Source organism: Nonomuraea sp. NPDC003707 (assembly GCF_053587055.1).
Map to the genome: position 1 here is coordinate 486,676 of NZ_JBSFNK010000005.1, position 25,871 is coordinate 512,546.

General features: G+C 71.2%; 22 protein-coding genes. 12 read left to right on the forward strand and 10 right to left on the reverse strand.

The features are described from left to right. Positions 1 to 454: 454 nt before the first annotated feature. Both ACWDRB_RS16190 and ACWDRB_RS16195 read right to left on the reverse strand, forming a co-directional pair. On the reverse strand, positions 455 to 1,087 hold the full coding sequence (locus ACWDRB_RS16190; protein WP_185070757.1) for a response regulator: 633 nt from the start codon (positions 1,085 to 1,087) through the stop codon (positions 455 to 457). Continuing rightward, positions 1,084 to 2,292, reverse strand: coding sequence for an ATP-binding protein (locus ACWDRB_RS16195; RefSeq protein WP_355190387.1), 1,209 nt, complete (start codon positions 2,290 to 2,292; stop codon positions 1,084 to 1,086). Before ACWDRB_RS16195 ends, ACWDRB_RS16190 begins: the two co-directional genes overlap by 4 nt. Positions 2,293 to 2,405: 113 nt before the next feature. On the opposite strand from ACWDRB_RS16195, the gene ACWDRB_RS16200 reads away from it, so the two are divergent. From ACWDRB_RS16200 to ACWDRB_RS16235, 8 genes are all read left to right on the forward strand, one after another. Continuing rightward, positions 2,406 to 4,013, forward strand: coding sequence for a PspC domain-containing protein (locus ACWDRB_RS16200; protein WP_449894468.1), 1,608 nt, complete (start codon positions 2,406 to 2,408; stop codon positions 4,011 to 4,013). Between the two features lie 37 nt (positions 4,014 to 4,050). Continuing rightward, complete coding sequence (locus tag ACWDRB_RS16205; RefSeq protein ID WP_449894471.1) at positions 4,051 to 4,206, forward strand: hypothetical protein; 156 nt, start codon at positions 4,051 to 4,053, stop codon at positions 4,204 to 4,206. Between the two features lie 71 nt (positions 4,207 to 4,277). After that, positions 4,278 to 4,760, forward strand: coding sequence for a (2Fe-2S)-binding protein (locus tag ACWDRB_RS16210; protein WP_350731167.1), 483 nt, complete (start codon positions 4,278 to 4,280; stop codon positions 4,758 to 4,760). Next, complete coding sequence (locus ACWDRB_RS16215) at positions 4,757 to 7,117, forward strand: xanthine dehydrogenase family protein molybdopterin-binding subunit (protein WP_449894474.1); 2,361 nt, start codon at positions 4,757 to 4,759, stop codon at positions 7,115 to 7,117. The genes ACWDRB_RS16210 and ACWDRB_RS16215 overlap by 4 nt, the downstream gene beginning before the upstream one ends. After that, positions 7,114 to 7,968: an FAD binding domain-containing protein gene (locus ACWDRB_RS16220; RefSeq protein ID WP_449894477.1), complete on the forward strand. Its 855-nt coding sequence runs from the start codon at positions 7,114 to 7,116 to the stop codon at positions 7,966 to 7,968. Before ACWDRB_RS16215 ends, ACWDRB_RS16220 begins: the two co-directional genes overlap by 4 nt. Before the next feature lie 83 nt (positions 7,969 to 8,051). Beyond that, on the forward strand, positions 8,052 to 8,747 hold the full coding sequence (locus tag ACWDRB_RS16225) for an SRPBCC family protein (RefSeq protein ID WP_350731161.1): 696 nt from the start codon (positions 8,052 to 8,054) through the stop codon (positions 8,745 to 8,747). Between the two features lie 109 nt (positions 8,748 to 8,856). After that, positions 8,857 to 11,487, forward strand: a complete 2,631-nt coding sequence (locus ACWDRB_RS16230; RefSeq protein WP_449894479.1) for a CDP-glycerol glycerophosphotransferase family protein — start codon at positions 8,857 to 8,859, stop codon at positions 11,485 to 11,487. Next, positions 11,484 to 12,548 carry a glycosyltransferase gene (locus ACWDRB_RS16235; RefSeq protein WP_449894481.1) on the forward strand — a complete coding sequence of 355 codons (1,065 nt, stop codon included), beginning with the start codon at positions 11,484 to 11,486 and terminating at the stop codon, positions 12,546 to 12,548. The genes ACWDRB_RS16230 and ACWDRB_RS16235 overlap by 4 nt, the downstream gene beginning before the upstream one ends. A 20-nt stretch (positions 12,549 to 12,568) precedes the next feature. On the opposite strand, the gene ACWDRB_RS16240 is transcribed toward ACWDRB_RS16235, so the two are convergent. The 3 genes from ACWDRB_RS16240 to ACWDRB_RS16250 are packed head-to-tail and all read right to left on the reverse strand — an operon-like array spanning position 12,569 to position 15,951. Continuing rightward, a complete protein-coding gene (locus ACWDRB_RS16240; RefSeq protein ID WP_350731155.1) occupies positions 12,569 to 13,606 on the reverse strand; it encodes a sulfotransferase family protein in 1,038 nt (345 codons plus the stop codon). A 20-nt stretch (positions 13,607 to 13,626) separates the two neighbouring features. Beyond that, a complete protein-coding gene (locus tag ACWDRB_RS16245) occupies positions 13,627 to 14,454 on the reverse strand; it encodes a CDP-alcohol phosphatidyltransferase family protein (RefSeq protein WP_449894485.1) in 828 nt (275 codons plus the stop codon). 48 nt (positions 14,455 to 14,502) lie between these two features. Next, positions 14,503 to 15,951 (reverse strand): glycosyltransferase family 2 protein, encoded by a 1,449-nt coding sequence (locus ACWDRB_RS16250; RefSeq protein ID WP_449894487.1) that lies wholly within the window; start codon positions 15,949 to 15,951, stop codon positions 14,503 to 14,505. A 147-nt stretch (positions 15,952 to 16,098) separates the two neighbouring features. On the opposite strand from ACWDRB_RS16250, the gene ACWDRB_RS16255 reads away from it, so the two are divergent. Both ACWDRB_RS16255 and pseI read left to right on the forward strand, forming a co-directional pair. Further along, positions 16,099 to 16,590: a GNAT family N-acetyltransferase gene (locus ACWDRB_RS16255; RefSeq protein WP_449894489.1), complete on the forward strand. Its 492-nt coding sequence runs from the start codon at positions 16,099 to 16,101 to the stop codon at positions 16,588 to 16,590. Next, a complete protein-coding gene (gene pseI, locus ACWDRB_RS16260) occupies positions 16,587 to 17,630 on the forward strand; it encodes a pseudaminic acid synthase (RefSeq protein WP_350731147.1) in 1,044 nt (347 codons plus the stop codon). The genes ACWDRB_RS16255 and pseI overlap by 4 nt, the downstream gene beginning before the upstream one ends. Here the strand turns inward: pseI and ACWDRB_RS16265 are convergent. After that, positions 17,611 to 18,576, reverse strand: a complete 966-nt coding sequence (locus ACWDRB_RS16265) for a PseG/SpsG family protein (RefSeq protein ID WP_350731145.1) — start codon at positions 18,574 to 18,576, stop codon at positions 17,611 to 17,613. The two genes, pseI and ACWDRB_RS16265, sit on opposite strands and share 20 nt — an antisense overlap. Beyond that, a complete protein-coding gene (locus ACWDRB_RS16270) occupies positions 18,573 to 19,301 on the reverse strand; it encodes a cytidylyltransferase domain-containing protein (RefSeq protein WP_449894491.1) in 729 nt (242 codons plus the stop codon). The genes ACWDRB_RS16265 and ACWDRB_RS16270 overlap by 4 nt, the downstream gene beginning before the upstream one ends. 104 nt (positions 19,302 to 19,405) lie before the next feature. On the opposite strand from ACWDRB_RS16270, the gene pseB reads away from it, so the two are divergent. Together pseB and ACWDRB_RS16280 are read left to right on the forward strand one after the other, a co-directional pair. After that, on the forward strand, positions 19,406 to 20,383 hold the full coding sequence (gene pseB / locus ACWDRB_RS16275; protein WP_449894493.1) for a UDP-N-acetylglucosamine 4,6-dehydratase (inverting): 978 nt from the start codon (positions 19,406 to 19,408) through the stop codon (positions 20,381 to 20,383). After that, positions 20,383 to 21,507 (forward strand): DegT/DnrJ/EryC1/StrS family aminotransferase, encoded by a 1,125-nt coding sequence (locus tag ACWDRB_RS16280; RefSeq protein WP_449894495.1) that lies wholly within the window; start codon positions 20,383 to 20,385, stop codon positions 21,505 to 21,507. The genes pseB and ACWDRB_RS16280 overlap by 1 nt, the downstream gene beginning before the upstream one ends. Here the strand turns inward: ACWDRB_RS16280 and ACWDRB_RS16285 are convergent. The 3 genes from ACWDRB_RS16285 to ACWDRB_RS16295 are packed head-to-tail and all read right to left on the reverse strand — an operon-like array spanning position 21,504 to position 25,683. Then, a complete protein-coding gene (locus ACWDRB_RS16285; protein ID WP_449894497.1) occupies positions 21,504 to 23,390 on the reverse strand; it encodes a glycosyltransferase family 2 protein in 1,887 nt (628 codons plus the stop codon). The genes ACWDRB_RS16280 and ACWDRB_RS16285 overlap by 4 nt on opposite strands. 59 nt (positions 23,391 to 23,449) lie before the next feature. Beyond that, on the reverse strand, positions 23,450 to 25,057 hold the full coding sequence (locus ACWDRB_RS16290) for a hypothetical protein (protein ID WP_449894499.1): 1,608 nt from the start codon (positions 25,055 to 25,057) through the stop codon (positions 23,450 to 23,452). Beyond that, positions 25,054 to 25,683 (reverse strand): hypothetical protein, encoded by a 630-nt coding sequence (locus ACWDRB_RS16295; protein WP_449894501.1) that lies wholly within the window; start codon positions 25,681 to 25,683, stop codon positions 25,054 to 25,056. The genes ACWDRB_RS16290 and ACWDRB_RS16295 overlap by 4 nt, the downstream gene beginning before the upstream one ends. Positions 25,684 to 25,871: the final 188 nt, after the last annotated feature.

Consider the following 25,871-nt stretch of genomic DNA (forward strand, 5'->3'; position numbering starts at 1 on the left):
GCCGGGATTACGGGGGCGTTGGAGCACGGCAGGGCGCGCGACGGGCGGGCAGTTGGCACGGCGGTGGCCGATGCGGGGTGCGGCGGCGGTCGCGGGGATGGCGCGGACGGCGGAGTGCACGGGACGGGCGGGAGGCGCTGGGCTGGTGGGACGGTGAGTGCCGGGGACGGACTGTGGGAGCACCGGGAGGGACCGGCCGGGTGAGGGCTGGCCGCGGTGGGGCTGGCCACGGTGAGGGGTGGCCAAAGGAGGCGGACCACGGTGAGGTGGGACGGGGTGAGGGGTGGCCAAAGGAGGCGGACCACGGTGAGGTGGGACGGGGTGAGGGGTGAGGTGGGCCGCGGTGCGCGGTGAGGCGGGCCGTGGTGAGGGGTGTGGAGGACGTGAGGGGGTGCAGGAGGTGAAGGGTGGCCCCGGTGAGGGGTGGGGTGGGGTGGGGTGCGGAGGGGTGGGGTTAGACGAGGCGGCGGGCGGTGGCCCAGCGGGAGAGTTCGTGGCGGTTGGAGAGTTGGAGCTTGCGCAGAACCGACGAGACGTGGGTTTCCACGGTCTTGACGGAGATGAAGAGCTCCTTGGCGATCTCCTTGTACGCGTACCCCCGCGCGATCAAGCGCAGCACCTCGCGCTCGCGCTGCGTCAGGGAGTCCAGCTCGGGATCGATGGACGGCGCCTCCGACGAGGCGAAGGCGTCCAGGACGAACCCGGCCAGCCGCGGCGAGAAGACCGCGTCCCCCTCCGCCACCCGGCGGATGGCGTCCGTCAGCTCCTTGCCGCTGATGTTCTTGGTCACGTAGCCCCGCGCCCCGCCCCGGATCACGCCGATGACGTCCTCGGCGGCGTCCGAGACCGACAGGGCGAGGAAACGCACCTGGGAGCCGGCGCCCAGGACCCGGCGCAGCACCTCCTGGCCCCCGCCGCCCGGCATGTGCACGTCCAGCAGGACCACGTCGGGCTGGTGCTCGGCGATCGCCTTGACGGCCGTCTCCACGTCCTCGGCCTCGCCCACCACCTCGATCGAGTCACCCAGTTCGGCGCGTACGCCGGAGCGGAACAGCCGGTGATCGTCGACGATCAACACGCGCGTCATGCCTTCTCCACCTTCATGGTCAACATCACTTCCGTGCCCTCACCGACGGAGGTGCGTACCCGGGCCGTGCCTCCGTGGCGTTCCATTCTCCCGATGATGGACTCCCGAATGCCCATCCTGTCGAGTGGCACCGCGTCGAGGTCGAACCCCTTGCCACGATCCTTCACGAAAATCGTGACCTCTTCACCCTCTACTTCGGCATAAACGGAAATAGCTGGACTCTCAGAGTATTTGGCCGCGTTGACCATCGCCTGCCGGGCCGCCTTGAGCTGGGCGGCCAGCTTACCCGCCGGGTCGAGGGCGATGTCTCCCACGCAGACGACCTCGATGGGCACCCCGTGGGCGTCCTCCTCCTCCGCCGCGATCCTGCGTACGGCGGCCGCCACGGTGGCGTCGGCGTCCTGGGCGGGCTGGTAGAGCCAGTTGCGCAGGTCGCGCTCCTGGGAGCGGGCCAGCCGGGTGACCTCGCGCGGATCGTGGGCGACGCGCTGGATGAGCGTGAGCGTGTGCAGCACCGAGTCGTGCACCATGGCGGCCACCTCGGCGCGTTCCTCCTGCCTGATGCGCTCGCGCCGCTCCAGCTGCAGCTCTTTCCACAGGCCGGCGAGCCAGGGTGCGGCGATGACGGCCAGGCCGCCGACCACCACGACGGTGAACAGCAGGCCGGGTTTGGCCTGGTTCAGCTCGCCCTCCGCGTACAGGAAGCCCGCCGCGCCGATCACCACGAGCACCACGCCGAGCAGCGTGCGAACCCGGTTCTTCCTGATGCTCGTGGTGGCGCCCTGCACCCAGCTCTTACGGCGCTCCGGGTCGGCCTGCTGCCAGAGGATCAGCGCCCCGATCCCGCCCACGGCGAACGGAAGCATGCCGATCCCGCCCTTGGACGCCCCCGTGAGCCAGCTGGCCGCGAACAGCGCCACCCCGATCGCACTGAACGCGGCCAGCTGGCTCCAGTCCCGCTGCGGCGGCTGCCCCTCGTACGGTTGCCGCGGCGTGACCATCCACAACACGGCGTACGCCACCATGCCGACGCCGTCGACCACGCTGAGCAGCACGAACATCAGCCTGATCACCACGGGATCGAGCGAGAGCTGCGTCGCGAGGCCCTGGGCGACACCGCCCAGCAGGCGGCCCTCCATGGGGCGCATCAAGCGCCGATAAGGCGCGTCGCCGGTCGGCTCGGCGAGAGTCTTCTGGTCAGCCATAACATCGCCATAGTCACATGTCGGGGGCACTTCGGGCATCAGGGAACAACCCCCGGGTCGGGTCAGGGGTGTCCCGGATGCGAGCACACCACACGTAGGTCCACGATGGTGACATGACAGAAGCTCCGCCCAAAGAACCGGCCGCCCCGCCCCGGTCGCTGCGACGCAGCAACGAGGGGCGCTTCCTCATGGGGGTCTGTTCCGGTCTTGGGCGGCACACCGGCATCGACCCCGTGGTGTTCCGCGTGGCTTTCGCCGTGCTTCTGCTGGGCTCCGGCATCGGCCTGTTCCTCTATCTCGCGGCGTTCCTGCTGATGAAGGAGCCGAACGGCAAGCCGGGGATCATCGAGCAGTGGACGCGCCGCGACTTCGACGCCGAAGCCGTGATGGCGTTGATGACGGCGGTGCTGGCGTTCGGGCTGGCGCTCAACCTGGCGACGGTGTGGCTCGACGTCGGCACCCTGGTGGTGGCCGTCCTGCTCGCCGTCTCGCTGCTCGCCGCCCACTCCAGCGGGGTGGACCTGCTGGGGCTGGCCCGCTCGATGCCCGAACGGCTGAGCAGGAGGCAGCGGCACGCGACCGCCGCTCCCGAAGCCCCGCCGGTCAGGCCCACGCCCCCCGCGGAGCCGTCGCCGGTATGGTCCTCCCCGGAGCCGTCGCCGGTGAGACAGCCCACACCCCCGCCCACGCCCGCGCCCGCGGCGGGGCCACCGCCGGTCAAGGAGTCTGCCGCCCAGGAGCCGGTCAAGGAGCCCGCTGTCCCGGAGCCGGTGCAGGAGGCGGTCGTCCCGGAGCCGGTGCAGGAAGCTGTTCGGGAGACGGAACGGGAGCCGGAGCCGCCGACCCGGGTGCACGAGGCCGCCCCACCCGCCCCGCCCGCCGGTGAGGACGTGCCCGCCGGTGAGGACACCAAGGTCACCGCCGAGCACCGGGTCCCCTCGTACCAGTCGCAGCCCAGAACCCGCCTCGACTACACCCCCTACGGCGAGCCGTTCGCGCCGAAGGGCCCCTACCAGCCGCTCGACCCGGCCAAGCGGGCAGCAGGCTACTCGCCGTACGACCCCGTCCTGTACGGCCGTCCGGTCCCCAAGAGGGAGCGGAAGCCGCGCCCGAGGTCGTTCATCGGCGCCATCACCATCCTGCTGGCAATCATCATTGGAGGGATCGTCGTGGCGGTCCAAGCCAGGTCGGCCGCCGGAGTGAGCCCGACCATCGTCGGCGGCGCCGTGCTCATCACGATCGGCGCCGGGCTGCTCATCGCCGCCTGGTGGGGACGCGGGGCCGGACTGGTGGCCGCGGGGACCCTCGTGACGGTCATCGTGGCCCTGGGCTTCGTGCTCGGAGGCATCCCGCGGAACATCGGCGAGTCGGACTGGGCGCCGACCAGCGTGACCCAGTCGACCATGCTGTACGACGTCGGGGTCGGCGACGGGCGGCTGGACCTGTCGGAGCTGAAGCTGGAGCCGGGCGCCGAGGTGACGTTCAACGCCGCGGTGACGATGGGCGAGCTGATGGTGATCGTGCCGCCGACGGCCAGGATCGAGGTGCACGCCACCAACAAGGTCGGCGACGTCAAGGTCGACCATTCGGTCAGGGGCGGCGTGGACGTGCGGTACGACAAGGTGCTCGAGCCCGAGGTCAAGCCTGACGGCAAGGTCTCGACCATCGTCCTCAACCTGCGGGGCGGGCTCGGGGACATGGAGGTGCGGCGTGCCGCGTGACGTCGAACGGCCACGACGCCTGCACAGAACGGATTGGATGGCGCTGCTCAGCGGTGTGCTCTTCGTGGTTCTGGGCATTCTCGTAGTGACACGCGCGATCACGGATCCGCTGGTCCTGATCGGGGTATTGGTGCTGGGATTGGCGTTCGCGGGGCTGGTGGCGATCATCGCCAGGGTGGTTCGCGGTAAGTAACCCTTGACCGGGAAAAACACCGGCGTAGTTTCGGGTGTGTCCGCCAATCCCCTGCTCCTGAGGGAGGACGTATGCCCCGAATCACCGTCACCGTCGACGGGATCAAGTACGAGGAGGACGTGGAGCCGCGGCTCCTGCTCGTACATCTGCTACGAGAGCGGCTCGGCAAGACCGGCACCCCCATCGGGTGTGACACCAGCAACTGCGGCGCCTGCACGGTCATGCTCGACGGCAAGAGTGTGAAGAGCTGTTCCGTGCTCGCCGTGCAGGCCGACGGCTGCGAGGTCCTGACGATCGAGGGCCTGGGCGTCAACGGGTCGATGCACCCGATGCAGCGGGCCTTCCACGAAGAACACGCACTGCAGTGCGGTTACTGCACGCCCGGCATGGTCATGGCCGCGATAGACCTGCTCAGGGAGGATCCCGAGCCGTCGGAGGAGACGATCAGGGAGGGCCTGGAAGGCAATCTCTGCCGCTGCACCGGCTACTGCAACATCGTCAAGGCCGTCCGCCGGGGCGCGCAGGAAATGGGGCGGGCGGTGACCACGCCATGACCGTCCAGCAGGAGGCCGGCCAGGAAATCGGCCAGGAAATCGGCAGGCCGAGGAAGCGCAAAGAGGACGCCAGGCTCCTGACGGGGCGCACGCAGTGGACGGACAACCTCGTCCGGCCGGGCATGCTGCAGGTGATGTTCCTGCGCAGCCCGATGGCGCACGCCCGGATCACCAGGGTGGACGTGTCGGGGGCGCGCGAGCTGCCCGGGGTCGTGGCGGCCTTCAGCGGCCAGGACTTCGCCGCCGAGCAGGGCAGCCTGCCGTGCGCGTGGCCGGTGAGCGAGGACGTCGTCATCCCCGACCACCCGCCGATGGCGGTGTCCGAGGTCAGGTACGTCGGCGAGGCCGTGGCCTGCGTGATCGCGACCGACCGCTACCGCGCCGCCGACGCGCTCGAGGCCATCGACGTCGAGTACGAGCCGTTGCCCGCGGTCCTCGACATGAACGAGGCGCTGACGGATGGCAGCCCGAAGGTGCACGAGGCCGGCAACAAGGCGTTCAGCGTCAAGATCAACTCCGGTGACCTCGAGGCCGCGTTCAGGGACGCCCCCGTCGTCATCGACCGGACGTACATCCAGCAGCGGCTCATCCCGAGCGCGATGGAGCCGCGGGCGGTCATGGCCGACACCGACGGCGACGCGTTCACGGTCTGGTCGTCCACGCAGATCCCCCATGTCCTGCGGGTCATGCTGGCCGTGGTGACCGGCATCCCCGAGCACAAGATCCGCGTGATCGCCCCCGACGTGGGCGGCGGGTTCGGCTCGAAGCTGCAGGTCACCGCGGAGGAGGTGCTCTGCCTGCTGCTGGCCCGCAAGCTCGGCAGGCCGGTCAAGTGGACCGAGTCCCGCTCCGAGGGCAACCTGACCGTGCACCACGGCCGCGACCAGATCCAGCACATCCGGCTGGCCGCCGAGGCCAACGGGCGCATCCGCGGGCTGCAGGTCGACCTGCTGGCCGACATGGGCGCGTACCTGATGCTGGTCACGCCGGGCATCCCGCTGCTCGGCGCGTCGATGTTCAACGCGATCTACAAGATGGACGCGTACGAGTTCGGCTGCACGGGCGTGTTCACCACCAAGATGCCCACGGACGCCTACCGGGGCGCGGGGCGGCCCGAGGCGACCTTCGGCATCGAGCGGATGATGGACGAGCTGGCCGCCGAGCTGAAGATCGATCCGGTGGAGGTGCGCAGGCGCAACTGGATCAAACACGACGAGTTCCCGTACACCACCATTTCCGGCCTGACGTACGACTCGGGCAACTACGAGGCGGCCACGGACAAGGCGCTGGCCCTGTTCGGCTACGACAAGCTGCGCGCGGAGCAGGCCGACCGGCGTGACCGGGGCGACCCGGTGCAGCTCGGCATCGGCGTCAGCACGTACACGGAGATGTGCGGCCTGGCCCCGTCCAGGATGCTCGGCGAGGCGAACTACGGCGCCGGCGGCTGGGAGCACGGCTCGGTGCGGATGCTGCCCACGGGCAAGGTCGAGGTCATCACCGGCACCTCTCCGCACGGGCAGGGCCACGTTACGTCGTGGAGCCAGATCGCGGCGGACGCGCTCGGCGTGCCGTTCGACGACGTCACGGTGCTGCACGGCGACACGGCCATCGCGCACAAGGGCATGGACACCTACGGCTCGCGCTCGCTCGTCGTCGGCGGCATCGCCGTGCTGAAGGCGTGCGAGAAGGTCAAGGACAAGGCCCGCAAACTCGCCGCGCACGTGCTCGAGTGCTCGCCCGAGGACCTGGAGTACGCGGGCGGGGCGTTCAAGGTGCGGGGCACGGACGCGCAGAAGACGATCCAGGAGCTGGCCTACGCCGCGTTCACGGCGCACGACCTGCCGGAGGGCGTGGAGGCGCGGCTCGACTCCGACGCCACGTTCGACCCGGAGAACTACTCCTTCCCGCACGGCACCCACCTGTGCGCGGTGGAGGTGGACACCGAGACGGGCATGGTGAAGATCCGCTCGTACGTGGCGGTCGACGACGTCGGCAAGGTCGTCAACCCGCTGATCGTCGAGGGCCAGGTGCACGGCGGCATCGCGCAGGGCATCGCGCAGGCGCTGTTCGAGGAGGCCGTCTACGACGCCGAGGGCAACCTGCTGACCACGACGATGGCCGACTACCTGCTGCCGTCGGCGGCGGACCTGCCGGCGTTCCAGCTCGACCGGACCGAGTCCCCGGCGACCAGCAACCCGCTGGGCGTCAAGGGCGTGGGCGAGGCGGGCACGATCGCCTCGACCCCGGCCGTCGTGAACGCCATCGTGGACGCGCTGCGCCCGAGCGGCATCCACGACGTGCAGATGCCGTGCACGCCCGAACGCGTATGGCGTGCCATGGAAGGAGTGCGGCGATGATCCCCGCGCAGTTCGACTACGTGCGGCCGGGTTCGCTGGCGGAGGCCTGCCAGGAGCTCGCGTCCGACGAGGACGCCAAGGTCCTGGCGGGCGGGCAGTCGCTGCTGCCGCTGATGCGGCTGCGGATGGCGTACCCGTCGAAACTGGTCGACGTCGGCCGGCTGCCCGAGCTGAAGGGTGTGCACGACCGCGGCGACCACGTCTTCATCGGCGCGATGACCACGCACGACGAGATCCTGCACTCCGGCGTCGTCCGGGCCGACTGCCCGCTGGTCGCGCTGGCCACCGCCCAGGTGGCGGATCCGGCGATCAGGCACCGCGGCACGTTCGGCGGCTCGCTGGCCCACGCGGACCCGGCGGGCGACCTGCCCGCCGTGGTGCTGGCGCTGGACGGCTCGTTCGTGGCCTGGTCGCAGGAGGGTGAGCGGGAGATCCCGGCCGCCGAGTTCTTCGTCGACTACTGGGAGTCGGCGCTGAATCCCGGCGAGATCCTGGTCGGGGTGAAGGTCCCGAAACTGGGCGCGGGCTGGGGCTTCCACTACGAGAAGTTCCACCGGACGGCCCAGGCGTGGGCGATCGTCGGCGTGGCCGCCGCCGTCAGGCGCTCCAACGGGTCGATCGCCGAGGCCAGGATCGGGCTGACGAACATGGGTTCGACGCCGCTGCGCGCCCACGCCGCCGAGTCCGCCCTGGAGGGCGTGGAGCTGGGCGACCAGGTGCGCCAGGCGTGCGCGGAGGCGGCGGCCGGCACCTCGCCGCCGTCCGACCTGCACGCACAGCCCGACTATCGGCGGCATCTGGCCAGGGTCCTGACCCACCGCGCGGTACGCACGGCGGCCGGATCGCCCTGACCACCGAGGTCCGAGGGGGCGCCTCTTCCGGGGCGCCCCCACCCCGACGTAGTGTCGCAACCAGCGGGAAAAGGAGCGGATCGATGGCGATGCGGTTCGAGCACGAATTCACTGTTCCAGTTCCGATCGAGCAGGCGTGGGCGGTGCTGCTCGACGTCGAGCGGGTCGCGCCGTGCCTGCCGGGGGCGACGCTGGACATCTTCGAGGGTGACGAGTTCACCGGCAGGATGAAGGTCAAGGTCGGCCCGATCGTGGTGACCTACAAGGGCTCGGCCAGGTTCGAGGACGTCGACAAGGACTCCTACACGCTCACCATCCGGGCGTCCGGCAAGGAGGCCCGGGGCTCCGGCACGGCCTCGGCCACGGTCAAGGCGCGGTTGGCGCCGGTCGACGAGGCCACGCGGGTGACCGTGGAGACGTCGTTCAACGTGACCGGCCGGCCCGCCCAGTTCGGGCGCGGCGTGATGGCCGAGGTCGGCGGCAAGCTCATCGAGAAGTTCGCGGCCAACCTGGCCGAGCTGCTGTCCGAGCCCACGGTGGAGCTGGTCGCCGCCGCGCCGGGACCGGAGGAGGAGCGGCACCTGACCGCGGTGCCGACGCCGCCCGAGCCGGAGTCGCGGCCCGCGGGCACGACCCGCACGTCGCGCACGGCCGACGAGGAGGCGCTGGACCTGCTGGAGATCGCCGGGCAGCCGCTGCTGAAGCGCCTGGCGCCCGTCGCGGGCGCGCTCGCGGCGCTGCTGGTCATCGTGTGGGTGATCCGCCGGCTGCGGCGCTGATCGCCTAAAGGGCTGATTTTCAGCAAATACTCCATCAAGTCCGGACACTTCGCCCGAGCTGAGGGAAGTCCCATTTCCGCAGGTGGTCGAACCAGCGGGGGGACGTGGGATGCCGGACTGCACCGTGGTCGTGATCTCCTACAACGACGCGGCCCGCCTGCCCAGGGCCGTGCGATCCGTGCTCGGGCAGTCCCTGCGCGACCTCGAAGTGATCATCGTGGACGACGCGAGCACGGACGGCACGCCGGAGGTGGCCGCCCGGCTCATGGACAACGATCCGCGGGTGCTCTACCTGCGCAGGCAGGTCAACAGCGGGGGCTGCGGCGCGCCCAGGAACGACGGGCTCGACGCCGCGGCCGCGCCGTACGTGATGTTCCTCGACAGCGACGACGAGCTGCCCAGGCACGCCTGCAAGAGCCTGCTCACCGAGATCGAGCGGTCCGGGGCCGACTTCGTGTCGGGGCAGATCTCGCGGCTGTTCGAGTCGAACGGGCGGCTGAGACCCTACTATCCCGAACTGTTCGCCAGGCGGAGGGTGGTGGAGGGGATCCGCCAGGAGCCCGACCTGTTCCTCGACTGCTTCAGCACGAACAAGCTCTACAACGTGGGCTGGCTGCGAAACCACGCGCTGCGCTTCCCCGAGGACATCCATTACGAGGACCACGTCTTCTCGGCCGGGCTCTACGCGGTCTCGCGCAGGTTCGCGATCGTGCCGTGGACGGTCTACCTCTGGCACCGGGCGGCGACGAACGACTCGATCTCGCTGAGCGTCGACGACCTGGAGAACGTGCGGCAGCGGGTCATCGCGGCCCGGCTGAGCGACGACGTCCTGCGCGCCCACGGGGCCGGGGACCTGGTGCCCCAGCGGCAGCGCCGGTTCGTGCGCCAGGATCTGCGGGTCTACCTCAACCCGCTGCCGGCGCGGGAGCCGGTGTGGGTCAAGGAGTTCGCCGCGGTGGTCCGGCCGTACATGGAGGAGATGCCCCGCTGGGTGCTGGAGGAGCTGGAGCCGCTGGACCGGGTCTGCTGCCAGCTCATCCTCGACGACCGAACCGAGGACCTGCGGGTGGCCGCGGCCTCGCTCACCGGGCCGAGGGCCGCCCCGCGGTCGGCGGTGCGGCTGAACGGGCGCACCTACTGGGGGACGACGGTCTCGCCCGGCATGGACATCACGAAGTTGCGGCTGGCCGAGCTGCCCTTCTCCGAGTCCAGGCTGCGCCACGAGCTGACGGAGATGATCTCGGACGGCGAGCGGGTGCGGATGACCGTGCGCACGTACGACCCGTTCGGGGCGCTGCCGCTGGACTGGACGGCGACCCTGGAGCTCGGATCCCTAAAAATCCCGATAAAGCCGCAGCCGTCCGGCGGTGGAGGCTACGTCACCGACGTCGTCTGCAGGCCCACGGGCAGGTGCGAGCCGCGCATCGTCTTCACCAGGACCTCCGACGGGCACACCACGGCCGACCGCATCCTCGCCGACCCGCGGCTGCGGCCCGTCGAGCTGCCGGGGTGCACGGTGAAGGCCGAGGGATGCGCCGCGTACCTGTGCGTGCGCCCCGACTCCGTCACCCGCTCGGTGCTGCGGCGGGTCAAGCAGGCGCTGATGAGCCGGCTCAACACACCGGCGAACAAGCTGCGGGCCTACAAGCTGCTCATCAAGGTGGTGCCGCCCCGGCAGAACCTCGCCCTGTTCGAGTCCGACGTCGGCAAGGGCTACAGCGGCAGCCCCCGGGCCATCTACGAGGAGTTGCGCCGCCGCGACCTGCCGATCGACGTGGTCTGGTCGGTGGCCAAGGGGCGCCGGAACTTCCCAGCCGACGCGCGGCTCGTCCGGCGCGGAAGCTGGGCCTACGTCTGGACGATGGCCAGGGCCGGGATCTGGGTGGACAGCCACGGGTTCCCGCTGGACTACCCGAAGCCGCACGGCACCCGCTACCTGCAGACCTGGCACGGGCAGGGGATCAAGTCGATCGGGTTCGACGCGCCCGACCTGCGTACCGACTTCGACGGGCCGCGGGCGCAGTGGCGGGCCGCGGTCGCGCGGTGGGACGCGCTGGTCTCGCCGAGCGCCGAGTTCTCGCGGGTGTTCCTGCCGTCCAACGGCTATGCGGGGAAGGTCTACCGGTACGGGACGCCGCGGTGCGACGCGCTGGTACGGGCCGAGCGGGCCGATGACGTGCTGGAGCGGCTGGAGATCCCACCCGGCCGAAAAATCCTGCTTTATGCGCCTACGTACAGGGATAGCGTCAAAGGCAGCGGCCAGTCCGTACGGGTGGATCTGGAGCTGCTGGCCGACGAGCTGGCCCGCGAGTGGGTGCTGATCCTGCGTACGCACCCGGTCGAGCGCTACAGCCCGCCCGAGCACCTCAAGCACTTCGTCCGGTCCGCCGGGTCGTACCCCGAGATCAACGACCTGATGCTGGCCTCGGACGCGTTGCTGACGGACTACTCCTCGGTGATGTGCGACTACGCGCTCACCGGCAAGCCGATGCTGTTCTACATCGACGACTGGGACGACTACCGGCTGGCCGAGCGCGGGGTGTACCACGACCTGCCCGCCATCGCGCCGGGCCCGTGCGTGTCGACCACCGCCGAGCTGGTGGACGCCCTCAGGCGGCTGCCCGACCTGCACAACGCCTACGCCGGCCGGTACGCGGCCTTCCGCGACCTGTGGTGCGCCGACGAGCGGGGCGACGCGGCCGCCAGGATCGTGGACGACTTCTTCGAAGGTGCGCGATGAGCGTCGTCTTCGCCTGCGTGGACGCCGACACGCTCGGCGGCGTCCAGCGGGTGACGCACACCCTCGCCCAGGGGCTGGCCGGGCGCGGCCACGAGGTGCACGTGATCGGGCTGCACCGGGCGGCGGCGCCGTTCCGGTACGTGGACCGCCCGCTCTACCACCACCACGTGATCAGCCGGCGGCCGACGGAGTCGCAGGGCCTCCTGGCCCGCAAGAGAGCCGGCCGGCGGCTGAAGGAGTTGCTCGGGAAGATCCGGCCCGGCTACGCCGTGATGACCTCGCCGGCCGCGGTGGCCCGGGTGTCGAGGCTGCTGCCCCCGGCGTTCCGGCCGATCGGGCAGTATCACGGCTCGTACGACCACGCCCGCGGCTGCTGGCACCTCGGCTCCATCAAACGGCACTACCCCGGCCTCGACCAGGCGGTCTTCCTCAGCGAGGACGACGCCCGGCTCTTCTCCGAGCACGCGCTGCTGCCCAACGCCTGGGCCCTGCCGAACCCCCTGGCCCACTGGCCGGAGGAGCTCTCCGCGCTCGACGCTTCCCGCGTCCTCGGCGTGGGCCGGTTGGAAGGGGTCAAGCGGTTCGACCGGCTGATCAGCGCGTTCGCCCGCTCGGGCGCGCCGCCCCCGTGGGAGCTGCACCTGATCGGCGACGGCACCGAGCTGGACCGGCTGCGCGAGCACGCGCACGGGGAGGGCGTCGGCGACCGCGTGGTCTTCAAGGGGCTGGTGCCGAGCGACCGGATGCCCGCCGAATACCTGAACTCCTCCGTCCTGGGCCTGACCAGCGGGCACGAAGGGCTGCCCGTCGTGCTGCTGGAGTCGGCCGCGCACGGGGTGCCGTCGGTGGCGTTCGACGTGTCGGGCGGCGTGCGCTCCGCCGGGTCCCTGCTGGTGCCGCCGGGGGACGTGGACGCGTTCGCGACCGCGCTGGGCGGGCTGGTCGCCTCCTGGGAGGAGCGGCGGCGGCTGGGGGCCGACGCCCGCGCACGGGCCGAGGCGTTCCGCCTCGACCACGTGCTCGACGGCTGGGAGCGGCTGTTCGCCCACATCCGGCGCTAGACGGCACCAGATGGCGCCTTTTAGACGGGCTCGGCCAGCTCCGTACGGTGCTGAGGCACGCCCGCCAGGGACCGCTGGCGCGCGGTGAGCATCGCGCCCACGGGGCTCGGCTCGCGCAGCCGGTTGAACCGGTCGCGCATCTGCTTGCGCATCCGGCTGGCCTTGCGCTTCTGCATGGTCTTCTGGCAGGCCGTCACGTGCTCCTTGGCCGGCTTGGGCGCGCCGGTCAGCTCGTACCCCATGGACTCCAGGCGGTCGCCGAGCATGTGCTCGCACAGCGCGATCTCCCAGTCGTCCAGCCGGTTCGCCCAGCTCCCGACGCGGCTGCGGATGACCTCGCCGTGCGTGTTGCTGTGCCAGACCTTGTGCTGGGGCACCGCCACGCTGGCCGCCTCGCGCGGGGAGATCATCGAGGCCGAGAACTCCTCGTCGAGGAAGTGGCAGAGCTTCTTCAGCTCGGTCATCGGGTCGTCGGTGAGGTCCTCGTACCGCAGCTCGTAGTACGTGTCCTCGCCCAGCGTGCGCTTGAGCCGGCCGCCCGCGTCGATGGCCTCGGCCCAGGTGGCGACCGCGTGGAAGGAGTCCAGCGTGTACCAGGGCATCTCCTTCAGCGAGGCCACGCAGTCGCGGCCGTCCCTGATGAGGTGGATGAACTGGGCGTCGGGGAAGAGCCTGAGCAGCAGGTCGACCTGCTTGACGTAGCTGGGCCGCTTGTCGCCCCAGCGGACCTTGTCGAACCGGTCGGCGTACATGCGGAAGGCCGTCCCGATCACCGATCCCAGCGAGCCGGGCCCCTCCACGGCCTGCCTGACGAAGTCGTCCTTGTCGATCTTGAGCTCGCGGAACTTCGTGCTGCGGTCGGTCGCGATCCACTGCGCCAGCGCGCGGCGGCGGGAGACGATCCGCAGGTCGCCCCACGTCCGGCGGCGGTAGTAGGCGGGAATGAGGAAACGCGTCTCCGGCGGCACCGCCATGCGGGGGTGCGAGTGGAGCATGAGCTGGAGCATCGTGGTGCCGGACCGCGGACATCCAATGACGAAGACTGGCCGGTCGGACATTTCGTAGTAACCCCCGAAAACTAGACGAGAACGTGCTCTCGGCTCTCCTGAGAGGAGGGCACGCCGTGCCTGCGCGTGAAGCGCCACAACCGGTAGACAAGGAAGACCTCGTTGACCAGCAGCAGCGCCCCGGCCACCGCGGCGAGCGGGATCAGCGCCCATGCCCCCGCAAGGGGCGCGACCACGAACACCGCGGCGTGAAACTCGATGCCGCTGATCAGGTGCGAGCGGACCCGGTGCCGGGCCAGGAACCTGTTGAACCGCTTGGGGAAGCTGCGCGGCCGGCGTGGCCTCGGGACGAGAGCCACCCGCTCGAGAGAGTCGATGTCCTCCTCGGACTCGGGCTCAGGCTCGCGCTCCCCCCGCTCCTCCCTGACGGCATCGCGGACGCGCTTCATCTGCGGCGCGTTGACGTACCGGAAGAGGTCCAGTACGGCCACCGCCGCCCCGAGCACGACGTAGCGCACATCCGAGGTGAGGGCGTACTGCCCGTATGCCAGCCCCCCGGCACACAGGACCACCCTGACCCGGTCCCCCACGTAGTCGAGCCAGAGGCCGAACGGCGTGCCCGTGCCCTTCAGCCGGGCGATTTTGCCGTCCACGCAGTCGATCATGAAGCTGAGATAGAAAACCACGGCGCCCGCTACGTGGTGGTTCAGGGCGAAACAGGTGGCCGACATCGCACCGAGGACCAGCGAGAGCACGGTGAGGCCGTTGGGCGTCAGCTGGGTGTGGTTGGCGATGGGAAGGGCGACCCGGCAGGCGACCGGGTCCACGAAGTAAACGGTCCACCAGGAATCTCTCCGCTTGCGTGTCTCGAAGACGTCATCGAGCGAATAGGTCCTCATGGACTCCAGCATGACCACGCGACGCGCCTGATCGATTACTGTCTGGAACTACTGGGTGATGTCCATGCCGCTTCTTGACCAACCCGGCACGGAAAACCGCCACGCGGAGTTCGCGTCCCCGTCCCTGAACCAGCTCTTGAGCACGAGGCCGCGGGTCTCGGCGCGCACCATGAGGCGCCAGGTCGGCCCGCCGCCTTCGAGCCGCTTGGGGTCGAAGGCGGCGGAGACGCCGTGGCGGCCGGCGCGCCGCACCTCCAGCGGCACCCGGCGACGGCCGTCGCTGAGCCACAGGCTGACCTTGCCGACCTTGCGGTCGACCCGGTGGATCGCCACCTGCCCGCGCAGGCGGTATTCGGACCCGGTCCACGCGCACTCCTCGACCCTGGCGACCACTTTGAGCTCGTCGCGGGCGTCGAACACCTCGTCGGGGATCCGGAGCCGGCGGCGCCTGCGGAAGAAGGGATAGTCGCCGTACCAGTTGGTGACGCGCAGCCCCCGCGGCACGATGCGGGTGCCGTCCTCGCAGGTGCGCCGGAACTCGCGTACCTTGCGCAGCTCGGCCACCAGGCCGCGCCTGAGCAGGTGCAGCTCCAGGCGGCGCAGCGACGGCGCGGTGGCCAGTGCCTTCGGGCTCAGCGTGGCCAGCCACGCGTCGGCCAGCTCCAGCAGCGCCCCCGGCTCATCGCTCCCCTCCAGCGCCTGGAACAGGAACACGATGTCCTTCTCCAGCACCAGCGCGTCGAAGCCGTCGAGCAGCTCGGGCGCCCGCTCGTCGAGGAAGGAGCGGACCGCGCGGATGGCGGCCAGCCGGTCCCACAGGTTGGGCAGCTCGGCCCGGCGCTGCGTGATCGAGGTCTCCCCCGCGTCCCGCTTGCGCCAGTGGTAGACCACGTCGCCGACCATGTCGACGCTGCCGGCCAGGACGTGCGCCTGCATCGCGACGGGCACGTCCTCGTAGATGCCGGCGGGGAAGGCCAGCGCGTTGCGCTCCCAGAAGTCGCGCCGGTAGACCTTGTTCCACACCGTACGGTCCCTGACCAGCACCTGCTTGTCGGTGATGTGGGTGCACAGCTCCGGCCGCCTGAACGCCTTCTCGTGCAGGATCGACTCCTCCAGCACGCCGTCCACGAGCCGCGCCACCGCGCCGCACGCCAGGTCGGAGCCGGTCTCCGCGAGCGTGCCGACGAGCCGCTCGTACGCCTCCGGCGGCACGACGTCGTCGCTGTCGGCGAAGGCGAGATAGGTGCCGCGGGCCTGCCGGATCCCCACGTTGCGCGCGGGACCCGGTCCCAGGTTGTCCCGCTGGTCGATGAGGACGAAGCGGCCGTCCCGCGCGACGAAGTCGGCGGCGACGCGCCGGCTGCCGTCGCCGGAGCCGTCGTTGACCAGGATGACCTCGATGTCGTCCAGGGTCTGGGTGGCCAGCGACTTCAGGCATTCCGTGATGTACGGCTCGACGTTGTAGATCGGGACGACCACGCTGAGCAGGGGGATCATCCGATTTGCTCCTTGGCTCTCGGGATGTGGGTTCGAGGGCAGCATGCCTTGACCACTCCGCGGATTCCGTGTCCCTGATCAGCTCTTTACCGGACGCATAATCGGCTACGTTGAGCAATTGATTGGACACCAACAGTAGGGGGAGAGGTGCTGAGAGGCGTCGAGGACAAAGATCTGCCGTCCATGCGGCGATGGCGCAATCATCCGCGCGTACGAGCGGCCAGCTTCGCCACGCACAAGATCGGAGAGGACGAGCACGCCCAGTGGTGGGAGGCCACCCGGGCCGATGCGCGCAAGCGCGTGCTGATCTACGAGCACGACGGAACCCCCTCGGGCGTGGTGACCTTCTTCGGGCTGTCGTCCGAGAGCGCCTCCTGGGGCTTCTACCTGGACCTGGAGGCGCTTGAGCGGTCGGGGGAGCTGCTGCGGGCCTGGATCGGCCTGGAGCGGGCGGCGATCGACCACGCCTTCGGGACGCTCGGCCTGACGACGTTGCGCGGCGAGGTGCTGGCCTGCAACCAGGCGGTCAGGCGGCTGCACAGGCGGTTCGGCTTCCTGGAGGTCGGGGCCTACCTGCGGGACGTCGACGGCGAGTCCCGCGACGTCGTTGCCATCCGGCTTGTGAAGGAGCAGTCATGATCTCCATCGAGGGGCGGCCGATCTCGCGGAACGACCCGCCGTTCATCGTCGCCGAGCTGTCCGGCAACCACAACGGGAGCCTGGAGCGGGCCCTGGCCATCGTGGACGCCGCCGCCGCGGCCGGGGCGCACGCGGTGAAGCTGCAGACCTACCGGCCCGACACGCTGACCATCGACTGCGACGGGCCCTCGTTCCGCGTGGGCGACGGGCACGATCTGTGGGGCGGCGAGAGCCTCTACCGGCTCTTCCAGCGCGCCCACACGCCGTGGGAGTGGCACCAGCCGATCTTCGAGCGGGCGCGCGAGCACGGGCTCATCGCGTTCTCCACGCCCTTCGATCCCACGGCGGTCGAGTTCCTGGAGAAGCTGGAGGTGCCGGCGTACAAGATCGCCTCGTCGGAGATCGTGGACCTGCCGCTGATCAGGCTCGTGGCCGCCACCGGCAAGCCGGTGATCATCTCCACCGGGATGGCGTCGCTCGGCGAGATCCACGCCGCGCTGGTCGCCGCGCTGGAAGCGGGCACCAGCCAGCTGGCCCTGCTGTCCTGCACGGCCAGCTACCCCGCCTCTCCCGACGAGAGCAACCTGCGGTCGCTGATGGCGCTGAGCGCGCTCACCGGCGTGGAGGTCGGGCTCTCCGACCACACGCCCGGGATCGGGGTGCCGCTGGCCGCGGTGGCGCTGGGGGCGTGCATGATCGAGAAGCACGTCACCCTGTCGCGCGCCGACGGCGGGGTCGACTCGGCCTTCTCGCTGGAGCCGGACGAGCTGGCAGCGCTGGTGGTGGAGAGCCGGCGGGCGTGGCTGTCGCTGGGAGAGGTGATCATCGGACCGCGGCCGTCGGAGCGCGAGGGGCTGCGGTTCCGCCGGTCGCTCTACGTGGTGCAGGACGTGCGCAAGGGCGACGTGGTGTCCCCGGCGAACGTACGGTCGATCCGGCCGGCGGGCGGCCTGCCCCCGGACACGGCCACGGTGGTCATGGGGCGGCAGTTCACCAAGGACGTGCCCTACGGCACGCCGTTCACCTGGGATCTGATCTAAGGAGCGCGTCGGCGACGCGTTCCCTGCCCTTGCCGTCCACGAGGCCGCGGCCCCGCCGCCCGTGCTCCTCGCGGGCGGCGGGGCCGGCGAGCAGGCGGGCGAGCACGCCGACCGCCGCGGCGTCGGCCGCGCGCCCGAGCCCGGCCGCGACGCCCCGGCCGACGAGCTCCTCGTAGCCGATGAGCTGGTTGTCCGCCACCCAGGTCAGGGCGGTGGGGACGCCGAGGTGGAGCAGCTCCCAGACGGCCGAGCCGGCGGCGGTGACGACGAGGTCGGCCCCGGCCATGAGCTCGGGCAGCCGGTCCGTCGGCGGGATCACGGCGATCGGCCCGCCCGCCTCGAAGGGCGCAGGGCTGACGACCGTCGCCTCGAACGGCACCCCGGCCGCCAGGAGCGCCCCGGCCCAGGCGGGGGCCACGCCGGCGCTGTCGGTGCCGCCGAAGAAGCACAGCACGCGCGGCACCGGCCCCGCCGGCCGTGCCCGCCCGAGCCCGCGCACGCTGTCACGCAGGAGCACGTAACGCGCCCCGGCCAGGCGCCGGGCGGGCACGGGGAAGGGGCGGCGCTCCGCGCCGAGGTTCTGGTCCAGGTAGAGATCGGCCTCCTGGCCCAGCGGGTCGCCGTCCACGATCGCCAGCACGGTCAGGCCCGCTCCCCGCAGCGCCGCCCCCGTCCCCTCCGGCAGCTCGTACGAGTCGAGGACCGCGGCGTCCAGCCGGAGCTCCCGGGCCAGCGCCGCCAGCCGGGACGGCTCCTCGGGGGCGGGCACCAGCGGCAGCCCGCGCTCGCGCAGCTGGGCCCGCGCCCAGGCGGACCCGCGCACCTCGCCGAGGAAGGTCACCTCGACGCCCCGCGCGCGCAGCTCCTCGGCCAGCGCCACGCACCGCACCAGGTGGCCGACCCCGCTGCGCACCCCGGCGTCGCACCGGAAGCCGACCCGGATCACGCGTCCTGGAGCTCCTTCTGCTGGACGTGGGCGTTGAGCCTGCAGACCTCGGGGCGCTCCCGCAGCCAGCTCACCAGCGTCCCGAACGGCACGCACCGGTCGCCGAGGCCGTCCACCACCCGGGTGATGAGCCGCCAGTCGTCCTCGGTGTCGAGCGTCACCCGCAGGTCGCCGGCGATCGGCTGGTAGGCGAGCCCGAGCAGCCGCGCGTCGTCCGGATGCGAGTAGACGTAGGAGGTCACGTGGGTGCGGTGGAAGTCGGCGGCCTCGGCGTCAGCCCGCTCCAGCGCGCTCCTGCCCACGATCTCCACGTCGAGCCCGCGCGGCAGCGTCCGCGTCAGAGCGGTGCTCAGGTAGTCGAGCCCGCGTACGGCGCGGAACACCAGCGCCGCCTCCCTGATCACGGCCGGGTCCAGCAGCGGGCAGTCCGCCGTGAACCGCATCATCGCGTCCCACCGCCGCCCCGCCAGCGCCTCCATGAACCTCGTCAGCACGTCGTCCACCGGCCCACGGTGCCACGACACGCCGAGGCGGCGGCACTCGGCCACGACCGCGTCGTCGGCCTGCTCCGTCGTGGTGGCCACCACGAGCTCGTCGAGCGTGCCCGCCTCGCGGGCGGCGCGAACCACCCATTCCAGCACCGACCGGCCGCCCAGCTCCCGGAGCACCTTGCCCGGCAGGCGTGTCGAGCCCATCCGCGCCTGAACAATCCCGACAATGCGCACCGATGCCCCAATCCCCCGTGTGACCGTGTGTCGCTTATCGATCGCGCTATGCTACCGCCCTGCTCGAACGACTACTGCGCGTAAGCGCGAACCCAGGGGGCCACGTGAGCATTCTCAGTGGATCGTCGATTCTGATCACCGGAGGAACGGGGTCCTTCGGCAAGGCGTTCATCCGCAACGCACTCGACTCGCTGGGGGTGCGGCGCCTGGTGGTCTTCTCCCGCGACGAGCTCAAGCAGTACGAGACCAGGCAGCTCTTCGGCGACGACGAGCGCCTGCGCTGGTTCATCGGCGACGTCAGGGACCGCGACCGGCTGGCCCGCGCCATGCACGGGGTGGACTACGTGGTCCACGCGGCCGCGCTCAAGCAGGTGGACACGGCCGAGTACAACCCGTTCGAGTACGTCCGCACCAACGTCGCAGGGTCACAGAACGTGGTGGAGGCCGCGATCGACAGCGGCGTGCGCAAGGTGGTCGCGCTCTCCACCGACAAGGCCTCCAGCCCGATCAACCTGTACGGGGCCACCAAGCTGGTCGCCGACAAGCTCTTCGTCTCCGCCAACCACTACGCCGCCGCCCACGAGACCCGCTTCTCCGTCGTCCGCTACGGCAACGTCGTCGGCAGCCGGGGTTCGGTGGTGCCGCTCTTCCTGCGCCTGGCCGAGCAGGGCGCCAGCCTGCCGATCACCGACAAGCGCATGACCAGGTTCTGGATCACGCTCGACCGGGCGGTCCGGTTCGTGGTGGACTCGTTCGATCTGATGCGGGGCGGCGAGCTCTACGTGCCGCGCCTGCCGAGCATGCGCATCACCGACCTGGCCGAGGCGCTGGCGCCGAACAGCCCGCTCTACGAGATCGGCATCAGGCCGGGCGAGAAGCTGCACGAGGAGATGATCGGGCCGGACGACGGCCGCAGGACGCTGCGCCTGGCCGATCGCTACATCGTCCAGCCCACGATCGCGACCTGGGGCTACACGCCGCCGCAGACCGGCGAGCCGCTGCCCGAGGGCTTCTCCTACCGCTCCGACACCAACGACGAATGGCTCTCGGTGGACGACCTGCGCGCCATGGTGGCCCGCTGATGCTCCCCTACGGACGGCAGTCGATCGTCGAGTCCGACATCGAGGCGGTCGCCGAGGTGCTGCGCGGCGACTGGCTGACCACCGGGCCCGCGGTCGGCAGGTTCGAGGCGGAGCTGGCCCGCTGGACCGGCGGCGTGCCGTGCGTCTCGGTCACGTCGGGGACGGCCGCGCTGCACGTCGCCTACGTGGCGGCCGAGGTGCGGGCGGGCGACGAGGTGGTCACCTCGCCCCTGACGTTCGTGGCCACGGCCGCCGCGGCCGCGCTACTGGGCGCGCGGGTGGTCTTCGCCGACGTTCAGCCCGACACGGGCAACCTCGACCCCGACGCCGTCGCCGCCGTGCTCACCCCGAGGACGAGGGTCGTCACGGCGGTGGACTACGCGGGCCATCCCGCCGACTACGACGAGCTGCGCGCGGTCGCCGACCCGGCCGGGGCGGTGCTGATGGCCGACTCGGCGCACTCGATCGGGGCCGCGTACAAGGACCGGCCCGTGGGGGCGCTGGCCGATCTGACGGCCTTCTCGTTCTTCCCGACCAAGACCGTGACCACGGCGGAGGGCGGGGCGGTGGCGGCGGCCGACCCCGAGCGGTTCCGGCGGGCCGCCCGCTTCAGGAACCACGGCCTGGTCAGGGAGCCCGCCGACCAGCGGGAGCCGGACGTGGGCGGGTGGCACCAGGAGGTGCACGAGTTCGGGCTGAACTACCGGCTGCCCGACGTGCTGTGCGCGCTGGGCGTCAGCCAGCTCCGGCGGCTGGAGGGCTTCCGCGAGCGGCGCCGCGAGCTCGTCGCGCGTTACGACGCTCTGCTGCGCGACGTGCCGGGGCTGACGCTGCCCGCGCAGCGCGCGTACGTGCGGCCGAGCTGGCACCTCTACCCGGTCAGGGTCCGCGACGGCCGACGGCGCGAGGTCTACGACCGCATGCGCGCCGCCGGCATCGGCGTGCAGGTCAACTACGTGCCGGCGTACTGGCACCCGGTGTTCGAGGACCTCGGCTACCGGCGCGGGCTCTGCCCGCGGGCGGAGGCGTACTACGCCGAGGAGCTGTCGCTGCCGCTGTTCCCCGACCTGACCGACGCCCAGCAGGACCGGGCCGTGGAGACCCTGGCGGCGATCCTGCGCTAGCGCTCCGCCAGCAGCAGGCAGCCGTCCTCGCCCCGGTCGACGAGGAAGCGCCTGGCCGCGACGGTCGCGATCGGCCGCTGCCCGGTCCGCACCAGCGGGCGGATGGGTGTGCCCTGGTCGATGACGACCTCCCACCACGACTCGTGGCCGACGCTCTCGTCGATGTCGGCCAGCGGCACCCGCGCGTGGAAGTCGCGCCCCGCCAGCGTCACCGGAAAGTACATCTCCTCGCCGTCGCTCCTGCGCCGCAGCCGCAGCACCGGCTCGCCGTCGCCGATGTCGGTGATCTCCCCCGAGAACACCAGGTCGCCGCCGTCCACCCGGCACTCCCCGATGACCGCCCGCGCCTTGCGCAGGCGCAGCCCCCAGGCGCCCTTGGTGCTGCGGATCGGCACCACCCACACGCCCGACCTGCGCCTCGGCGCGGGAATCAGGGGCGGCAGCCAGCGCGGCCCGGCCACCCGGCCGTCCAGCCGCAGCCCATGCCCTCTGAGCTGCACGCGCAGGTCCCAGCGGCCGCGCCTGGCGAGCTGCGCGGATGTCAGCACGGCCGGGTCGAACGCGAAGCGGAACGGGAACGCGTGCTCCGGCAGCGCGCCGCCGTCCTCCTGCACCACGTTCTCCCAGGTGGGCGCGCTCACCTCGTCGGACAGCGGGATGGTCGCGCCGGTCCTGCGCTCCTCCAGCCAGACCCGCACCCGCATGCGGCGCAGCTCCCCCACGTCGAACCGGCCCACCGCCACCCGGCCCGCGCCGCAGAGCACGCTGTCGCGCCAGTCGAGGTCGACCAGCCGGGGGACCAGGGCCAGCTCGCCGGAGACCTCCGACAGGTGCGGCGGCATCGACGGGTGCCTGGCGTACCAGCGCCTGCGCAGCAGCCCGGCCGCGCCGACGCGCGGCTGCAGCTGCCCGCAGCGGTCCTGGGTGAACACGTACGCCAGCTCGCCCAGGCGGCGCCGGTGCAGCAGGTGGACCTGGAGGCGCTGCGCGAACGGGATGCTGTGCCAGGCCTCGCGCGACACGCCGTCGAGGTAGCGGACGATCATGTCGAGCAGGGCCGGGTCCGCCGTCGTGCCCATGGCGGCCATGGCCTCCACGGCGACGGCCATGTCGATGTCCAGCGTGTCGCGGTCGAAGTCCGCCTTGAGCGCCGGCGCCCCGCGGCCCAGCAGGGAGGCGGTCTCCAGCACCGACAGGAGGCGGTCGCGCAGGTTGTCGGGCTCCAGGCAGCGCTGGGTGATCGAGCTGCCCGGCTCGTCGCGCTGCCGCCAGTGGTAGACGACCGAGGCCAGCACGTCCACCGACCTCGCTCCCACGTGGGCCGCCATCGCGACGGGCTGGTCCTCGTACATGCGCTCGGGGAAGCTCAGGCCCAGGCGCTCCCAGAAGGAGCGGCGGTAGACCTTGTTCCACAACATGCGGTCGCGGATCAGCAGCGGGTGGCGGGTGATGTGGGTGCTCTTCACCGGCTTGGCGAACGCCTCCCGGTGGGCCCACGACGGCATGAGCAGGTTGCGGTAGAGCCGCATGACGTTGCCGCAGGCCAGGTCGGAGCCGGTGGACTCGAGCGAGGTCACCAGGCGTTTGAACGCGTCGCGCGGCACGGTGTCGTCACCGTCCACGAAGGCCAGGTAGCGGCCGGTCGCCCGGCGTACGCCCACGTTGCGGGCGCGGCCCACGCCCATGTTGTCCTGCCTGATGAGACCTATCCGGCGGTCGGCCGCCTGCCTGGACTCGACGACCGCCGGGCCGCCGTCGACGCTGCCGTCGTCGACGCAGATCACCTCCAGATCACCCAGCGTCTGCGCGGCGATGGAATCCAGGCAGGGTCCGATGTACTTCTCGACGTTGTAGAACGGAACGATCACCGAAAGAACCGGCACACCTATTCCTCTTCCTTTTGTCCTTCGTCCTTCCGCCCTGCGCCTGCGTCCTCGCTGTATCAGCCGGACAGGAGGCGGATGACCTTGCGGGCGACCTTGCCGGGGCGCGCCAGGCGGCGGGAGAGGCGATATCCGAGCGTCCTGCGGAAGGCGCTGGCCTTGCGCTGGGTCCTGCGTAGCTTGGCCTTCGCCCTGACCAGCTCGCGTTCGCGGTAGGAGAGCTTGGTCTCCAGGCGCGAGATCCTGGCCAGCGCCGCGGTGAGCTGGTCGGCCAGGCGGTCCCGGGCGCCCAGCAGATCCCGGTACGTGGGCGCGTGCTCCGCCACCTCGGCGGGGCAGCCCAGCTCCACGTCCAGCTTGCGGGCACGGTCGAGGTCGCCCTGGTCGCAGGGACGGTCGGCCATGCCGCACAGGGTCAGCGCGAGCTGGTCGGCCTCCAGCGGCCACGGCCACGGGTGGTGGTGACCGGCCGCCAGCAGCCTGACCGCGAACCGCCACAGGATCCGGCACAGGACGACTTTCGGGCCGGGCGGGGTGGACGGCTCGGCGGCTGGGCTGATGGCCGCGAACCGCTCGCCGTCGTACACCAGGCTGTCGGTCGCGGCCGTCACGTCGCCGCCCGCCTCCAGCCATTCGGCCAGCCGGGCCAGCAGCTCGCGCACGGTCCTGACGTCCTCGCGGACGCACGCCTCGACGAGGATCTCCTCGACGACCCGGCCGGCCGGGATCGGCAGCTCCTCGCCGTCCGGCAGCCGCCTGGCGCCGCCGGCGGTGAGCTCGTACAGGGCGGAGCCCTCCTCGACCAGCCCCAACGGCAGCTCCACGTGGTCGTCATCGTCTGAAGCGGCGGTGGCCACGGCCAGCCAGAGCGGCGCGAGCTCCTCGCCCAGCCCGTGCCGGAACACCAGGCGGGTCAGCCGGAGCGGGTCGGCCACCAGCATGCGGTCGCCGCCACGCGCGCTCAGCGGGAACGTGAGGGCGTCCGGCAGGTCGGCGGCCAGCGCCTCGCGGGACAGCAGCGCCCGGGGCGCCTGCCTGCCCGGATACGCCGCGTAGCACCGCCGCACGCGCAGCCCCGCCGACTCCAGCCCGCGGTCGAGCGCCTCGGGCCCGCTGGGGTAGCTCGGGTCGAAGCCGTGCGGCGCCCACTGGTCGTCGGCGCCCTCCCGGTCCGCGGGCCTGGCCTCCAGGAACCGATCGACGCCCAGGTCGTTGCGTACGCCGAGCACCAGCCGCCCCCCGGGCGCGACCAGCTCGGCCAGCGCCGCCAGCGACTCGCTCCACGCCGCCGCCGAAGCCTCCGCGGAGTGCGTGCGCAGCAGCCCGTCGAGGGCCAGCACCAGGTCGTACGGCTGCTCCGCGGCGAACACCTCCAGCCGCCCGCAGAACACCGCCAGCCCCGGGTGCCGTTCGCCCAGGGCACAGGCGTCAGGGTAGGAGCGCAGCAGCACGGCCGCCGACGGGGCCCGCGCGACCACGTCGTCCACCAGCACCTGCGGATGCGGGCCGACCAGCAGCACCCTGCCGCTGTCGGGGACGAGCCGGCCGACCAGCTCCAGTGCCGTGCCCCGCCAGTCCGTTATGCCGCCCATGTTGGACATGTCGGACCACAGCAGCATCTCCCCGCCGATCAACCGAACGTTCTCGGGCGCCTCCCCCGTGATCACGTGCGCGCCCCCCGTTTCCATCCGAACATTCGCCGTAGCTCCTCCGGTGTCGCCTGATACTCGAATCCCAGCTCGCGCCGCGCCACCTCCGACGCCAGCTCGGTGTCGACGCGCGTGCCGTGCAGCTCCGGCCAGAGCCGCATGCGGCGCGCCGTCCCCCCGTACTCGGGACGCTCGTCCTCGAACTGCATCGGATCCCCGTACACCGCCACCTCGCATCCCACCGAGGCGCCGTAGAACAGCGCGCTGCCGAGCCGGTTGGAGGCCACCCTGCGGTGGCGTCGCAACTGGACCAGTTGCTTGCGCAGGAAGTCGCGTCCCTTTCCCTCCCACCGGGAGCCGCGCTCGCCATGGCAGGTGACCCGGAATCCCCTCGATTCGTACGCTCGCCGAATGTCCGGATTCGCGAATTCCAGCCAATAAAGGCAGACCGTGACCGGACCGGTCTCGACATTTCGGATTTCGTCGGCCAACCGGGCATGGTCACCACTGACGGAATGCTTTTCCCAGCCATGAAAGGGATACCAGATCGTACCCTTGCGTTCGGGGACCACGCCCAGCTCAGGCTCCAGATGAAGGAGGTATATCCATGGCGCGCCGATGAGGTAGTGCCCCCTGCGGCCCATCGACCAACCCCGGCGATGTAGCACGTCAGACCAGATGAAACGGGGATATCCAGGGCTGCACCAGTGGTCGTTGGGCGGAAATCCGTGGAGATAGTTCCATCCGTGCTGAAGGAAGCCCTGGATGCGTTTCGGCGTCTCATCCGGAAGGCCGCAGTATCGGCCGATTATGCGAGAGTGCCCGTACCAGT

Coding starts and splice junctions, on each gene's coding strand:
- ACWDRB_RS16225 (WP_350731161.1), top strand. CDS start 8,052: ATGGCGATGCGGTTCGAGCACGAATTCACTGTTCCAGTTCCGATCGAG.
- ACWDRB_RS16295 (WP_449894501.1), bottom strand. CDS start 25,683: ATGGGCCGCAGGGGGCACTACCTCATCGGCGCGCCATGGATATACCTC.
- ACWDRB_RS16215 (WP_449894474.1), top strand. CDS start 4,757: ATGACCGTCCAGCAGGAGGCCGGCCAGGAAATCGGCCAGGAAATCGGC.
- ACWDRB_RS16245 (WP_449894485.1), bottom strand. CDS start 14,454: ATGAGGACCTATTCGCTCGATGACGTCTTCGAGACACGCAAGCGGAGA.
- ACWDRB_RS16200 (WP_449894468.1), top strand. CDS start 2,406: ATGACAGAAGCTCCGCCCAAAGAACCGGCCGCCCCGCCCCGGTCGCTG.
- ACWDRB_RS16230 (WP_449894479.1), top strand. CDS start 8,857: ATGCCGGACTGCACCGTGGTCGTGATCTCCTACAACGACGCGGCCCGC.
- ACWDRB_RS16250 (WP_449894487.1), bottom strand. CDS start 15,951: ATGATCCCCCTGCTCAGCGTGGTCGTCCCGATCTACAACGTCGAGCCG.
- ACWDRB_RS16190 (WP_185070757.1), bottom strand. CDS start 1,087: ATGACGCGCGTGTTGATCGTCGACGATCACCGGCTGTTCCGCTCCGGC.
- ACWDRB_RS16195 (WP_355190387.1), bottom strand. CDS start 2,292: ATGGCTGACCAGAAGACTCTCGCCGAGCCGACCGGCGACGCGCCTTAT.
- ACWDRB_RS16280 (WP_449894495.1), top strand. CDS start 20,383: ATGCTCCCCTACGGACGGCAGTCGATCGTCGAGTCCGACATCGAGGCG.
- ACWDRB_RS16235 (WP_449894481.1), top strand. CDS start 11,484: ATGAGCGTCGTCTTCGCCTGCGTGGACGCCGACACGCTCGGCGGCGTC.
- ACWDRB_RS16210 (WP_350731167.1), top strand. CDS start 4,278: ATGCCCCGAATCACCGTCACCGTCGACGGGATCAAGTACGAGGAGGAC.
- ACWDRB_RS16220 (WP_449894477.1), top strand. CDS start 7,114: ATGATCCCCGCGCAGTTCGACTACGTGCGGCCGGGTTCGCTGGCGGAG.
- ACWDRB_RS16240 (WP_350731155.1), bottom strand. CDS start 13,606: ATGTCCGACCGGCCAGTCTTCGTCATTGGATGTCCGCGGTCCGGCACC.
- ACWDRB_RS16205 (WP_449894471.1), top strand. CDS start 4,051: ATGGCGCTGCTCAGCGGTGTGCTCTTCGTGGTTCTGGGCATTCTCGTA.
- pseI (WP_350731147.1), top strand. CDS start 16,587: ATGATCTCCATCGAGGGGCGGCCGATCTCGCGGAACGACCCGCCGTTC.